General features: G+C 38.8%; 13 protein-coding genes and 1 pseudogene. 2 read left to right on the top strand and 12 right to left on the bottom strand.

Going from position 1 to position 14,962, the window contains the following annotated elements; genetic code table 11:
• Positions 1–144 precede the first annotated feature (144 nt).
• The 3 genes and pseudogenes from DVW83_RS05385 to DVW83_RS05375 all read right to left on the bottom strand — a co-directional run bounded on the left by DVW83_RS05385 (position 145) and on the right by DVW83_RS05375 (position 3,483).
• Entirely contained in the window at positions 145–1,293 is a 1,149-nt protein-coding gene (locus tag DVW83_RS05385) for a pyridoxal phosphate-dependent aminotransferase (RefSeq protein ID WP_137239100.1), read from the bottom strand.
• Positions 1,294–1,312: 19 nt separating this feature from the next.
• Positions 1,313–2,035: an amino acid ABC transporter ATP-binding protein gene (locus DVW83_RS05380; RefSeq protein WP_104660156.1), complete on the bottom strand. Its 723-nt coding sequence runs from the start codon at positions 2,033–2,035 to the stop codon at positions 1,313–1,315.
• Positions 2,028–3,483 (bottom strand): annotated as a pseudogene (locus DVW83_RS05375) (ABC transporter substrate-binding protein/permease). Before DVW83_RS05375 ends, DVW83_RS05380 begins: the two are co-directional and overlap by 8 nt.
• Positions 3,484–3,624: 141 nt before the next feature.
• On the opposite strand from DVW83_RS05375, the gene DVW83_RS05370 reads away from it, so the two are divergent.
• Complete coding sequence (locus DVW83_RS05370; protein WP_104660154.1) at positions 3,625–4,707, top strand: iron-containing alcohol dehydrogenase family protein; 1,083 nt, start codon at positions 3,625–3,627, stop codon at positions 4,705–4,707.
• Between the two features lie 349 nt (positions 4,708–5,056).
• Positions 5,057–5,995: a membrane protein insertase YidC gene (gene yidC / locus DVW83_RS05365; RefSeq protein ID WP_005875520.1), complete on the top strand. Its 939-nt coding sequence runs from the start codon at positions 5,057–5,059 to the stop codon at positions 5,993–5,995.
• A 190-nt stretch (positions 5,996–6,185) separates the two neighbouring features.
• On the opposite strand, the gene DVW83_RS05360 is transcribed toward yidC, so the two are convergent.
• The 9 genes from DVW83_RS05360 to DVW83_RS05320 are packed head-to-tail and all read right to left on the bottom strand — an operon-like array spanning position 6,186 to position 14,467.
• Positions 6,186–6,590 carry a PTS sugar transporter subunit IIA gene (locus tag DVW83_RS05360; RefSeq protein WP_104660153.1) on the bottom strand — a complete coding sequence of 135 codons (405 nt, stop codon included), beginning with the start codon at positions 6,588–6,590 and terminating at the stop codon, positions 6,186–6,188.
• 15 nt (positions 6,591–6,605) lie between these two features.
• Complete coding sequence (locus DVW83_RS05355) at positions 6,606–7,415, bottom strand: PTS system mannose/fructose/sorbose family transporter subunit IID (protein WP_104660152.1); 810 nt, start codon at positions 7,413–7,415, stop codon at positions 6,606–6,608.
• Positions 7,402–8,292: a PTS mannose/fructose/sorbose/N-acetylgalactosamine transporter subunit IIC gene (locus tag DVW83_RS05350; RefSeq protein WP_104660151.1), complete on the bottom strand. Its 891-nt coding sequence runs from the start codon at positions 8,290–8,292 to the stop codon at positions 7,402–7,404. Before DVW83_RS05350 ends, DVW83_RS05355 begins: the two co-directional genes overlap by 14 nt.
• Before the next feature lie 12 nt (positions 8,293–8,304).
• On the bottom strand, positions 8,305–8,784 hold the full coding sequence (locus tag DVW83_RS05345) for a PTS system mannose/fructose/N-acetylgalactosamine-transporter subunit IIB (protein ID WP_005875511.1): 480 nt from the start codon (positions 8,782–8,784) through the stop codon (positions 8,305–8,307).
• On the bottom strand, positions 8,784–10,556 hold the full coding sequence (locus tag DVW83_RS05340) for a glycoside hydrolase family 35 protein (RefSeq protein WP_104660150.1): 1,773 nt from the start codon (positions 10,554–10,556) through the stop codon (positions 8,784–8,786). Before DVW83_RS05340 ends, DVW83_RS05345 begins: the two co-directional genes overlap by 1 nt.
• A 45-nt stretch (positions 10,557–10,601) precedes the next feature.
• A complete protein-coding gene (locus DVW83_RS05335) occupies positions 10,602–11,543 on the bottom strand; it encodes a hexose kinase (protein WP_104660149.1) in 942 nt (313 codons plus the stop codon).
• Positions 11,540–12,535 carry a tagatose-bisphosphate aldolase gene (gene lacD / locus DVW83_RS05330; protein ID WP_104660148.1) on the bottom strand — a complete coding sequence of 332 codons (996 nt, stop codon included), beginning with the start codon at positions 12,533–12,535 and terminating at the stop codon, positions 11,540–11,542. The genes DVW83_RS05335 and lacD overlap by 4 nt, the downstream gene beginning before the upstream one ends.
• On the bottom strand, positions 12,528–13,721 hold the full coding sequence (locus DVW83_RS05325; RefSeq protein ID WP_104660147.1) for an SIS domain-containing protein: 1,194 nt from the start codon (positions 13,719–13,721) through the stop codon (positions 12,528–12,530). Before DVW83_RS05325 ends, lacD begins: the two co-directional genes overlap by 8 nt.
• 17 nt (positions 13,722–13,738) lie before the next feature.
• Positions 13,739–14,467, bottom strand: coding sequence for a GntR family transcriptional regulator (locus tag DVW83_RS05320; protein WP_104660146.1), 729 nt, complete (start codon positions 14,465–14,467; stop codon positions 13,739–13,741).
• Positions 14,468–14,962: the final 495 nt, after the last annotated feature.

Genomic DNA, 14,962 nt, shown 5'->3' with positions numbered 1-14,962 from the left:
GGAAAATCGACTTTGATTTTCTACTACCACTTTTTCGTTGTCAAATCCTGACGCTGACCAGTCAACAAGCGAACTTTCGAAAGGATCATTTTCCCTCTTTGTTCTAATGGATACGCATAGCTGTTTTCAAATATCCAATTCTACCTAAAAATTAAGTTTTGCTAAACGCTCAAAGGCTTCACCTAAAATTTCCAATGGCTGAGTCGCTGCTAGCCGAATATAGTTGTCCCCAATCGTTTCCCCAAACGCTTTTCCAGGGACAAAAAGTACGCCGCTTTTTTCTAAAACTTCTTCCACAAACGTTACTGAATCGAGCCCACTCTTACTGATATTAATAAAAGCATACATGCTTCCAGAAACAGAAGATAAAGATAAGTAAGGGATGTCTGCCACTCTTTTTTCAATATAGGCTAACCGTTCTTTGAATACTTCAACAACTGGTGCTACAAGCTGTTCATAGTGCTTTAATGCATAGATTGCACCTCTTTGAGAAGCAGTCAGTGCGGAATAAGTGATGTTTTCATTGATCAACCCAGCAATTTGATTGATGTATGCTGGTGCGATCATGTACCCTAAACGCCAGCCAGTCATCGCAAACCCCTTCGATACACCACTGACAGTGATCGTATTATCGGGTGCAAATCGCGCCATCGGTATGAACTTCTCGTTAAAGGCAAAGTCTTCATAAATCTCATCGGAAATGATATAGAGTTCATTTTCGATTGCGACTTCAGCGATTTTTTTCAACGTACTTTCAGAAAAAACAGCTCCCGTAGGATTATTCGGCGAATTGATGATGATCACCTTTGTACGATCCGTAATCGCTGCTTTTAAATCTTCCACATCCAACTGGAAGCCCTTTTCTTCATAGGTAGGAACAAAAACAGGCTTGCCTCCAGATAGAATGACTTGTTCCCGATATGGTGAAAAATAAGGTTCATGGATGATGACCTCATCCTCTGGATCTAGTAATGCCTGTAAAACTAGATACATCCCGTGCATTGCTCCGACTGTAGCTCGAACTTGGTTGCATTCAACGCTCAATCTATATTTCTTTTGATAAAAATCTACGACCGTTGACAAGAATTCTTTGCTGCCATCAGGCGCAGTATAATTAGTAGCACCATTTTTTACATCTGTATAAGCTGCTTCAATAATCGTTGGATCAGTGATCAAATCAGGATCACCAATCGATAAATCAATAATATCCTCTTTTTCCTTTGCCAAAATAGCAATATTCATCAACAGATTTTCTGCTGGTTGCTGAAACCGACGTGCAATCTTTTTGTCCATCTTACTTCCTCCATCTTTGTTACAACACTTTGTTCAAGAAATCCTGTGTTCGACTATTTTGCGGATTTTCAAAAATCTCTTTCGGTGTTCCCTCTTCTTGAATGATGCCGTCAGCCATAAAAATCACACGATCGGCAACTTCTTTTGCAAAACCCATTTCATGAGTGACCACGACCATCGTCATACCTTTTTTAGCTAAATCCTGCATGACGGCCAACACTTCACCGACCATTTCAGGATCAAGTGCAGATGTAGGTTCATCGAAAAGCATCACATCAGGATTCATTGCTAATGATCGAGCAATTGCTACCCGTTGTTGCTGTCCACCAGATAAATTGGCAGGATAACTATCCACTTTTTCCTTTAGACCAACTTGGTTCAATAATGATAGAGCATGTTCTTTTGCTTTTTTAGGGTCTTCTTTTTTGATTTTTACAGGTGTGATGGTCAAATTTTCGAGTACATTCATATGGGGAAACAAGTTAAAACTTTGAAATACCATTCCCATTTTTTGACGAATTTGATTGATATCGCTGTCAGGGGCTGTAATGTTTTGTCCCTTAAAAAAGATTTCACCAGAAGTTGGTTCTTCCAGCAGATTCATACAACGTAGAATTGTACTTTTCCCACTTCCTGAAGGGCCAATGATCACGACTACTTCTCCTTCTTTCACAGAAAGATCTATTAATTTTAAGACTTCATTCTCGCCAAAGCTTTTTGATAGTTTTTTTAAATTAAGCATTTAGACCCATTCTCCTTTCAACTAAAGCTAATATACGGGAAATACTGAAGGTCAACACGAAATAGATCAAAGAAACCAACACATATGGTAGGAATGGTTTGAAGCTAGCACCTTGTACCACGCCCGTTTGAAAGATCAATTCCGATATCCCAATGACCGAAACAACCGAGGACTCTTTGATGATCGTGACAAATTCATTTCCTAGAGCTGGAAGAATATTTTTGATTGCTTGTGGGAAGATGATGAAACGCATGGCTTCTTTCTGGTCCATTCCTAAAGAACGTGCAGCTTCCATCTGTCCTTTGTTGACCGCATTGATCCCGGCACGGACAATTTCGGCTACATAAGCTGCGCTGTTCAATGAGACAGCAATACAACCTGCTATCAGTTTCGATAGATCCAGTCCCAGTACTCCTGTTCCGAAGTAAACGATAAAGATTTGAACTAAGAGAGGTGTTCCCCGTACGTATTCGATATAAATAATGGCTAGCTAATGCCTTTAAAAATTTATTTTTACCCAATTTCATCAGTGCAAGCAAACTACCAAAGACCATTCCAAACAATACACCCACAAACGCTAATAAAATAGTGTATTTTGTTCCAATCAAATAATACGGACCGTATTTTTGAAGAAAGGACTGATCATCTTGGAACATCAATTGATTCGCTTGTTTTTGATAGTCTTTCAACAAGCCGTCATCATTGATTGTTTTGATTGATGCATTGACATGATTTTTCAGTTCTGGTGTATTTTTTGACATCGCAATAGCTGTGGTTTTTTCACCTTGCTCAAATTTTACTGGAGTCAAAGCTACTTTCTTATTCTGTTGGGCATATGCCTCTGCAACTGGTTGTTCCAGCACAACACCTTCAACTTTCTCATTCAGCAAATTATTGATCAGATCAGGAACTTTTTGCAGGGAGGTCAACTCTGCACCAGTCAGTTCATTTTTCACTAACTCCTCTTGTGTGGTTTGCTTTTGCGCCCCAACGGCTAAGCCAGAAAAATCGACTGTTTTCTTAAATTTATTTTTGTCCTCTTTACGAACGAGTACTTTTTGTTGTACCACGAAATATGGATCAGAAAAATCAACTTCTTGTAAACGTTCTTCAGTCACCGCCATACCAGATATAACTAAATCGATCTTGCCAGTTTTCAAAGCACCTAATAATGCATCAAAACCAAGCTCTTCTACTTTTAGTTTCACACCCATATCCTTTGCGATCTTTTCGGCAATGGATACATCAAAACCAACGATTTTATCCTTATCATCCACATTCGCATGGAATTCATAGGGCGCATAGTCCGCAGATAGGCCAACGACTAATTCTCCACTTTCTTTTATCCGATCGTAAATTTCATCTTTTTCTGCACCTTGTACTTTTACTGGTAAAAAAACTAGTAGAAACATCAGCGCCACTAATAATATGTTCATTCCTTTTTTCATCCATTTGGCCACCTTTGAATAATAATGTAATAAACAAAGCTATAAAAGAATAAATATTCATAAATAACTTGCTAATATACTAGCATAACTATTATAATAAAAAAAGATTAATTTAAAAAAATAATGGAAGAAGTTTTTTATATGACAAAAAATTTAATTGTTCGTGGGGCCCCTCAAGAGTATGAAATAAAAGAAAACGCATGGGATTCACTCCCTGAACACCTTTACAAAAGGCATATCGACAATGTTTTGATTCTCCATGGAAAAACATCTTGGAAAGCAGTAAAAGATGATTTCCCAGAGTTATCAATAACAAAACTTTTTGAATATTATGGTGGAGAATGTACCGATCCACTTGCTGACAGCTTTGTTTCTTTATGCAAAAAGAAGGATTTCAATGGTATTATTGCAGTCGGCGGCGGGAAAGTCGCAGATCTAGGAAAATTGATTGCCTATAAGACAAACTTACCAATCATCATCTTACCTACCTTAGCTGCGACGTGCGCGGCTTATACTCCACTTAGTGTGGTCTATAATGAAGAAGGAGTGATGCTTCGTTATGATATGTTCCCAAAGGCAAATGATTTGGTGTTGATCGATCCAAAGATCATTTTGCACTCCCCTCGCGAGATGATGATTGCCGGTATTGGTGACACCTTAGCAAAGTGGTATGAATCTCACGCAATCATCTCTCAGTTAACAATCAAGCCTATCGAAGTCCAAGTAGCGGAATTTGCAGCGTTACGATGCCGCGAAATACTATTAGAGAAAAGTGCAGAGGCAATGGAAGCGATGGACCAGCAAAAAATCAATCAAGCTTTTATCGATGTCGTGGAAACAAACATTTTATTGTCTGGTATGGTTGGTGGGTTTGGCGATGACTACGGCCGAACAGCTGGAGCTCATTCCATTCACGATGCGATGACCGTACTCCCTGATAGCCATCAGCAACTTCATGGAAACAAAGTTGCATACGGTATCCTTGTCCAGCTGATGATCGAAAATAAATTAGCAGAAATCGAACATCTACTGCCTTTTTATCATCACTTGAACTTACCAACGAGTTTAGCTGATATAGGTTTTCATTTAACAGAAAGTGACTATCAAGCCGTAACCGAACGCGCATGTTTGCCTGATGAAATGATCCACTTCATGAAAGAAACGATCACCCCAGCACTGGTTGTCCAGAAAATGAAAGAGTTAGAACAAGTGACACGGGGATAGGAAAGTACCCGACAATATGTAGCCAGTTTTTTATGGATCGGCTCGATAGCCAAAAAACAAGAAGTGAAAAAAATTGACATTCCACTTCTTGTTTTTGCGCTAATATTATAATTTCATGGAAATATCCGTTGCTCATCTTATTTTAGAGAACGGAGATGAGCGTGGGACAGACCTAAACGACTTTTGTCTCGACCTCATTTCTAGTTTGATTCTTCTTTTTAACAATTGGGTGTCTTTTTTAATCCTCCAATCGGTTATTTCTATGAAATTTCTATGAAGTTGATTGAATTATGAGCGCTTTTTTAGTATAGTTAAGCTTGTGTAAAAATTATAAAAGAGGAAGTATTTTATGAATAAATGGAAAAATTGGTTATTGGGCTCTGGGCTTGTCACGATCATGCTTTTCTTGTCCGGTTGTGTCCGCATGGATTCAAATGGTAACCCTGACACTTCAGGAATCATTTACCGTATATTGGTTCACCCAATGGGACAAGCGATTACATATTTAGTGGAAAACTTTAATTGGTCCTACGGCTGGGCTGTTATCTTGATGACAGTCATCGTTCGTATCATCATTTTGCCATTAGGTATTAGTCAATCGAAAAAAACAATGATCCAATCTGAAAAGATGCAAGCATTGAAACCACAAGTTGAAGCTGCGCAACAAAAATTGAAAGCTGCGACAACTCGAGAAGAACAAATGGCTGCACAAGCTGAAATGCAACAAGTTTATCGTGAAAATGGCTTAAGTATGACTGGTGGTATCGGCTGTTTACCGCTTCTGATCCAAATGCCGATCTTTTCTGCGCTATATTTCACTGCTCGCTATACAGAAGGCATCCGTGAATCAACCTTTTACGGGATCGACCTAGGTAATCCTAGCTTAGTTTTAGTAGCGATTGCCGGTATTGCTTATTTACTTCAAGGCTATATCTCAACTATCGGTATCCCTGAAGAACAAAAGAAAACGATGCGTACGATGTTGATCGTATCACCCGCTATGATCGTCTTCATGTCGATCAGTGCCCCAGCTGGTGTCACTCTTTACTGGGTAGTCGGTGGGATCTTTAGTTGTCTACAAACATTCATTACGAATGTCATCATGAAACCAAGACTAAAAGCCCAAGTTGCGGAAGAATTAAAACAAAATCCGCCAAAACAAGTGGTGACGCCTCGTAAAGATGTCACACCTGCTGAACCTGCGAAGCAAACAAAAAAACAAGTACAAGCACCAAAAAACAATGCTAAAAATGGTCGGAATGCTGGTAAACAGCAAAAGCGTAAATAGTAAATAGTTATTTGTAACTGAATAGCTTCTTCGATCGATCAAGATCACTTCTGATTTTATGACGATAAAAGCCAACGTACTGTGAAATATAGAAAACTATATTTCGCGGTACGTTGGCTTTTTTATACATGGTCTCTTATACATCCGTATTTATATCCAGTTGTATCAACAGTCAAGAAGTTGTGCTTGATTATTCTTCTTCATCGTCTCCCATGCCAGCAATCACTTGGTTCACTGAAACGATGCTCTCACGACCTGAACCAATAAAATCTGGTTCTGCTCCAATCATTTGCGAATTGATGAATTCGATGATCATCGGCAAATTCATGCCAGCATATAGTTTGATCGTTTCACCTTCCATAATTAGCTTGGAAACGGTATTTGCAGGTGTCCCGCCCAACAGATCGCAAAGCACTACGTAATCTTTCAATGGTGCTGTAACGGAGAGGAATCTTTCTTTATACGTGTCCGCGCCATCTTCAGGCAATAAGGGGATCGTATAGATATTTTCTTGTGGTCCCATGATCATTTCTGTACTGTTTTTTAGTTCTTCACAAAATTTACCGTGACTAATCAAGACTAGTTGTCTACTCATCTTTCCAATTCTCCCTTATTTCGAAATCACACCTAATGCAGATAATGCTACACATACGATCAATACGATGAATATTGCTCGAGTAGGTGTCATATTTTTCTTACCTAACATCCAATAAACGCCACCAACGATGCCAGCTGGTAAAAGTTTAGGTAAGATCATATCGATATAGTTTTGCATATTCAACGTTACCTCCCCAATCGTTGGTGCCCATGAGAATTTAACATTGATCATGGTTGCTACTAACGCTCCAACCATGAAAACTCCTAGTAAAGTAGCCGCATCTGTCAATGCAGTCAAGCGTGATTGCATCGTGGTAACTAGAGAAATCCCTTCTTTGTAGGCAAATTCTAGTTGTTTCCAACGAAAGACCATGACAGCGACCTGAGCAAGGATCCAGATAAGGATACCTACTGGATTACCATCTGTTGCCATATTTGCGGCTAAAGCTCCAAATATGGTCGGGATCAATGCCGCAAATACAGAATCACCAATTGCCGCAAAGGAACCCATCAACCCTGCTTTCATCCCAGAAATAGTTTCCTTTGAAGAGACTCCTTCTTTTTCTTCGATAGCAAGATCGATCCCAGTAATGATCGTGTTAAAGAAATTAGACGTATTAAAAAATTGCGTATGTGTTTTCATCATTTCTTTTAATTCTGGTGTGTCATCACCATAGATTTTTCTAAGTTGTGGCAAGATAGTATACAGATAACCTGAGCCTTGCATTCTTTCATAGTTCCAACCTAATTGGAAAGTAAACAAACTTCTACGATTGATCTGCTTAAAATCTTCTTTGGTCAATTTATAATTAGATTTCGTCATCTTCGATTTCCCCCTCATCAGATTGTGATTGCTGACTTACTACTGGATGTTGGTCATTCTTTTGATCATTCTTATAACTGATCGTTGCCAGTGCTAGACCAATCAATGCCACAGCAAGCATTGGTAATGAATTGAATGTTCCTGGGAAATCTTTGACCACGCTAGCCACACTTGTTCCTAACAATTGGACATTCGAGAACACTGTTGCTAATAACGCTGTGATCGTAAATCCTAAAATCAGATAAGAAATGTGTTTCTTTACTGGTAGGTAGCGTAGTAAAATTGCAAACCCGACTGCTGGTAAGACTGCCCCTGCAACAGATAAGCCATCACCTAGCCATTTTAGGTCGCCGTTTAAAACAGCCACAACATTTTGGACTAAGCCACCACCGAATGCTAGGGCCAAGAATACAGGAACCATTCTGGAAAGTGCCCAAGGTAATGCCCCCATCAAAAAGTTCCGTTCAATTGCTTTGTAATTCATTGCTTCCACATGTTGATCGATCCGATGCGCAAAATACGTATTCGCAAAGCGTGCCAAAATATCTAATTGGATCATCAAACTTGCTACAGGAACCGCGATGGCCGCAATTGCTTGTTCTGGGTTCATCCCTAGAGAAATAGAGAAAGCTGTTGCTAAGATCGTTCCAGAGTTGGCATCGATTTTTGATGCACCACCAAATGTTCCTACCCCTAAAACAGTCAACTGCATACTTCCACCGATGATTAAACCTGCTTTTAAATCACCCATTACTAACCCAGCATATAATCCTGCAAAAACTGGAGCGCTCATTGAAGAATAAATCTGTAATTCATCTAAAATTTGATACCCTGCATATAATGTTAATAATAATATCTGCCACCATTGAATATCCATGAATCATTCCTCCTATTTGATTAAAAGACTCATAAAGTCTTCTGCTTTGTCATTTGGCACCATTTGAGCGATCAAATGAACACCAAGCTGATCTAATTTCTTGAAGACCTCTACATCCGCATCTACGACATTGATTGATTTTGTAATGGAACGTGTTTCATCTGTTTGTGACATATTGCCGACATTTAATTCTTTGATCGGTACACCTTTTTCTACTAGCGCTAAAATACGATCGGGTTTTTTCGCTACGATCAGCACTCGTTGTGAATCATATTTACCTGCTAAAATATTTGCGGCTGCTTTTTCAATAGGTAAAATACTTAATTTGACTCCAGCTGGCGTTGCCAACTTTAACCCACTTTTTTCGATCGCATTTGTTGCTACCTCATCGTCTACGACCATGATCCGACCAATATTCAACTTCGTTGTCCAGAGATTTGCCACTTGTCCATGTATCAAACGTCCATCAATTCTTACTCCAATGATTGCCATCATCCATTCTCCTTTTCTATTGGTTCTTTGACAAAATCTATAACTTCACTGAATCTACCTTCTGTTTCAAAGATAACGATTTCATTTCGTCCTTTTCTAAGTAAACCCTCGGGAACAAACAGTGAAAGAATTGGTCCTACTTCCCAAAAACGACCAATATTCGTGCCATTCATCCAAACGATCCCTTTCCCAAATTCACTAAGGTCCAAATAAGTATCACCGATTTCTGATAGTTCCGTTTCAAAACAGTAAAATGCTGGTTGCCCTGCTTCCCATTTTTTTGAAAAATCGATGTGTTCTGCTGTCTCTAAAGGTAAACAATACTGTGTCCATTCTGTGATAAAATGAAGATCGCTCATCACCCCCGTACGTATTCCTTTTCTTTGCGTATCAGCTAGCAGCTTGTGTCCATAATTGACCCGTCCCATATTTTCAAATAATAGATCAATTTGATGGTCTTCTTTCTCAAGTGTCAATGGGATGGTCTCACCGATCTCTGTTTGGTATTGAATCGCTTGCTTTTCTTCATCGAGAAAAACATGGACCCGATCACGTCCGTCGATGATCCGTAATTTTTCATTGACCGCATCTTTTTTGATCGTTGTTCGATACAATAGGTACCCAGTATTCTGACCCAATTCTTCCATTGTTTGAGGATAGGTCGAGTGGATCGGCTCGCTGATGGTATCAAGTGTTGCGAAAAAGCTAACTTTTTCTTTTAAGTTGATTCCTTTTTTGACGATTGTTTCTTTTATCCATGGTTCCATTTGCTGCATTTCTGGAAAATTTTCTGCCATCATTCGTTTCAGAGCAAAATATTTTTCCGTTGGATTTCCTTGCTCATCCAATGGTGCATCGTAATCATAGGAAGTGACTTGCGGCAAATCGATCGTGCCTCTAGCTGAACAGCCATTCATAAACCCAAAATTAGTTCCGCCATGGAACATATAGAGATTGATACTACCGATCTGTAATGCTTCTTTGACTGCATCTGCTAATTCTTCCGGATCTCTTTTAATGATTGGCTCTTTCCAACGATTAAACCAACCATCCCAAAATTCCATACACATCAACGGCCATTTTTTACCATGTGCTTCAAAAAAATGGGCCATATCTGCAAAATTTTCTTTTGCTTTTGAACCAAAATTTCCTGTCGTAAAAACATCATCGTCGATCAAACTACCCGCTCTTAATGTGGCTTGCCACGGCCCATCAGAAGTGAAAAGCGGTACATTGATCCCACCTTCTTCCAAGTATTTTTTTACTTGTCGCAAGTATGATTTCTCTTCACCATATGACCCATACTCATTTTCTACCTGCACCATTAAGACGTTGCCACCATGAGTGACTAGATGAGGAACGATTTTAGGTAGTAGCGCTTGGTAATACCGTTTGACATACTTCATGAAGCGAGGATCCGCTGAACGAATACGGCACTCCTTTGTCAATAGCCAAGCAGGCAAGCCACCAAATTCCCATTCTGCACAAATATAAGGGGCAGGACGTACGATTGCGTATAATCCAAGTGATTGCGCTAACTCTAGAAAATAAGAAAGATCTAATATTTTCGAAAAATCATAGGTTCCTTCTTCTTTTTCATGGAGATTCCAAGGCACATAAGTTTCCACAGTATTAAATCCAAGCGCTTTCAAATTGTGCAATGACCGCTCCCAATTCGTCGGATGTACTCGGAAGTAATGAATCGCACCAGATAAAATTTTGAAAGGTTGACCGTCTAGCAAAAACTCTTCTTTTATTTCAAATCTAGTCAAGCAAATTTCCTCCTCGTTTTTAGAAATCGCTTTCTAATTTTGTAATCAACGAATCTTTCTGACGTTGATTTCCCTCCTAAAATAATCGACTTTCACAGGATCGATCCATCCTGTTTTTTCTTGTTGTGCATTCGCCATCCCACAGGCCATCGCAAAAGCAAGTGTTTCTTCAATCGGATAGCTCTTTGATAGAGCATGTGCTAAGCCTGCAATAGTCGAATCTCCTGACCCCACAGGATTCACCACCGCAATTTTAGGAATCGTAACCTGATAGAAGTGTCCCCCTACTTTAGCGATTGCTCCTTTTGCACCTAGCGAAAGAACGATCCAATTGATTCCTTCAAAAAGCGGATGATCCAATAATGATTGGATTTCATCTAACGAAGTAGCCGAAGAAATTGTTTGGTGAACCAACTCTCCTAATTCTTCCAAATTAGGTTTGATCAAAAATGGTTTTTCCTTGCCTTCCAAAACTTCAAGCAATGTTTGGCCAGAAGTGTCTAATAATACTCGTTTTCCTTTTTTATTCGTAAAGGCAAGTAACTCTGCATAATAGCTTTTAGAAAATCCTTGTGGCAGACTACCCGAAATCGTAAAGATATCAGTTGTTTCCATTAGTCGTGCAAAATGCTCGGTAAATTTATGTTGCTCTTCTTCTGTCACAACAGGACCGCTTTCCAATAGTTCTGTTTGATTCACTCCATGTAAAATAGCAATCGAATCTCTCGTTTCCCCTTTGATAGGTAAAAATTGATGCTTTATCCCTGATTGATCGAGTTGTTCTTTGATATATGCGCCATGCTGCCCGCCGACTAATCCAGTAGCTAAAACATCATCTGCTAATAAATGAAGGACACGGGCAACATTCAAGCCTTTTCCTCCAGCTGTTTTGTTGACTGTTTTGACCCGATTGACTTGGTCAATCCGTAATTCATCCAAAGTGTAAGCGATGTCAATCGAAGGATTCATGGTAACTGTCGTGATCATTTTGCTGTCACCGAATCTTCTTTTACTTTATCAAACCAAGGGGTGGCGTTCTCATTTATCACTTTATTCAACGATTCGATATTTTGTCGCCCTTGTGTTCTCAACCACTCAATCGCACCTTCTCTACCATTTTCAACATATGCTTTGACTCCATCTTTCCAAGTCGCACGTCCACATAACACACCGTTGAATGTTGAACCAGATTCATGAGCAAAGACCAATGTTTGTTGGAACAATGCAGTCGAAACACCTGCACTCAAGAAGATAAATGGTAACGGTGTTGCGTCACTTTGTTCCTTGAAGAATGCCGCTGCTTCTTTTTTACTATACGCAATTTCACCATCAGAATAGCCTTCTACATAGTTCATATTGACTGGCACTTCTACTTTCAATACATCGACTTTGTATTTAGGATCAGAAAATTCTTTCATCATCTCGATCACTTTATGCGGTTTGATCTTCGCATATTCTAATGAAGTGCTGTCATTGATCTTGGCATCATACGAAACCAATTCTAGATAAAACGGACGCTTTTCACCTGCACATTCACTGCCTAAACGTTCGATAAATACATGTTTCAAATGATTGATCTCTGGGTCTTCATCTACATCATAATAAAGCAAGAACTTGATCGCATCGGCTGTTTGTTCCTTTAATCTAAGCGTAGACCAATCCGCTAATAAATCAGGCAAGCGTCCTGGAGTTGTCGCATCATAACCCGTTTTTTCATAGGCTAAAAGCAGTCCTGCTTCCTTATGTCTGGCTTTTGCAGCTGGCAATCCATACTCTGGATCTAGTAAAATAGCAGAAGCATAAGGCGTTAATTCTGCTGATACTAATTCTTTGAATTCAGTGATCTGTTGTGCCGTTGGTTCTTTTCCTAACGCTTTGATCATCTTTTTCAAAGCACCTCGCTGGTCAATTGCCAACGCACTGATGATTCCTTCTTTTGTTGATAAACTCTTCATAGCTGCAACTTTTTCTTCATTCATCCTTCGTTTCCCCTTTGTTCACATATTCATGGATAATGACACCTTTGACCACTCGATTGACTGTACCTGTAGGCGATGGTGTATCTGGTTTATTCGCTACTTTTATCGACGTATCGAGTGCAATGATTTGTGCTGTCATGATCATAGGTAAGGCAAGATACGCATCAGGTAGGCTGATCGAAGCTTCTAACAAAAGACTTGTACCTGTAAAATCGATGTTTCCTGGTTGGGCGATCGCGATAACATTCGTGGTAATTTGGTCATCTTTTATTTCTTCTAGAATATCTAAGTCATAATTTCTTGTATACGGTTGGTTATTAACAAAACCAATAACAAGTGTTTCGCTATTTAAAAACGATTTAGGTCCATGGCGGAAGCCCATAGAAGAATCAAAGATCGTTGCCACTTTACCGGCTGTTAATTCCAATATTTTCAATTGTGCTTCTCTCGTTGCACCAGCCAAACTTCCTGAACCAAGATAGGCGATACGTTCAAATGACTTAGGCAATAATTTTTGAATTTCTTGATCTCTTGAAATTAGATCTTCTCCAGTTCTGATCAATTGTTGAAGATAACTTTCTTTTTTTTCAACGGTAGTCTGGTCGAATACCCATAACGCACTCAACAACATGCACGTAAAACTCCCTGTCATGGCAAATCCTGCATCATTTGATTTTTCTGGCATCAGTAAAAGATAGTTTCGGTCATCTGTCGCTGCATTCTTTGCTAACTGACCTTCTTTGGCGCAAGTGATCGTCAAATGGAACAATGTCTTGATTTGTTCATTGACGATCTTGACTGTTGCCACGCTTTCTGGACTATTTCCACTACGTGCAAATGACACCAGTAATGTCGGTTCATCTGGAAATAGAAATTCTTTTGGCGAAGATACGATGTCTGTCGTACCAAAGCTATGAAAAATAAAGTGATCGTTGTCACCATATTCATTTAAATAAGGTACCGCCGTATCCCCGACATATTGTGATGTTCCTGCACCAGTAAAAATCACTCGAACTCTTTTGCCGTTTGCTGCTTTTTTTATCTGATCAAAAAACAATGTTAATTTTTCTTGATTCTGTGCTAATATCTCAGCTGTTTCTTTCCATAATTGCGGTTGCTGTTTGATTTCTCGCGTAGTTATTTCCGCACCCAACTCTTTTAATTTATCCTTCGATAGTTCAAACATGTTGTTTTCCCTCTCAATCATTTTCGGACGTGGCGGATCTTATAATGAAACTGGTCTGCTCTCGCTACACTATCCGTATATTCAATAATTTCATTTTTCACATTATAGGTCGTTCGGCTTAGGTGTAATACAGGGGCGCCGTCAGCGATACGAAGCGGATCAGCATCTTTCTTTTGAACGATACTTGCATAAAATTCTTCATCTGCCAATTGAACTTGCTGTTCATAATCTTGAGAAAACACATCATACAATGGCTTACTTTCAAGTAATGGCAGATTAAGTCCAATAAATAATTTTGCAGGTAAATAAGAACGTTCCACCATCAATGGTTCGTCATCCGCTAAACGAAGTCTTTTCAATTTGAAAACTGTTTCACCTAAATTGATGTTTAGATTCTTAGCAACCTTTTTATTTGCTTCCATTTGCTTGAATTCCAAGATGACTGTATTAGGCACCCGTCCCAATTCCCTCATCTCTTCTGTAAAACTATACGCTCCCGCCAGATCAGACGACTTATCTGATAAATCAGACACATATGTTCCTTTTCCGTGTCGGCGATAAATATACCCTTGCGTCTCTAATTCTTGTAAAGCAAGGCGAACAGTTGTCCGACTCACTCCATAATGCTGACAAAGTTCTCTTTCAGATAACAATTTGTCATGAGGTGTCATCTGTGTTTCGATACGTTCTTTCAATACGTCAACTAGTTGATAATATAATGATTTTCCTTTACTTGAGCTCTCCATAAAAATACCTCTTCTTTACTGGTTATAACCACAACACAAGAATACTCATATATCCGTCATTTGTCAAAGGATTTTCGGCGTAAAAAAGCTATTATAACAAGGTTTAAGACTTATTTAGAACTGGTATCAAAAGATACCTCAAAAATACCAGTTGACAATAAAAGAACAAAAAAAAGACGAATTTTATAAATAATTCGTCTACATAGATTAACTTGTTGAACAATGTAATCCACATTGATTACTATGATATTCTTACAACTAGCGTTTTTTTCTCCTACTTCATTTACACCCAATCACCAAAAAAAATATTAAAAATTATACGTTAATAATAATTAAAAATAACTTTTGCGTTCTTACACTTTATTTCTATAAAATTTGACAAATATTTTTTTAAATAACTAATTATTTTTTCAGGTCGAGTCAAGTCCATAATCCTGTGTAAAATACTATACAATGTTTTACCGGTCTCTCATTGATCAAACTTAATATATTTTC

The sequence above is a fragment of the Enterococcus sp. VV15 genome (assembly GCF_005236045.1).
Taxonomy (GTDB): domain Bacteria; phylum Bacillota; class Bacilli; order Lactobacillales; family Enterococcaceae; genus Enterococcus_B; species Enterococcus_B durans.
The sequence above is the reverse complement of the archived record's forward strand: the minus strand, read 5'-3'. Positions and strand labels throughout refer to the sequence as shown.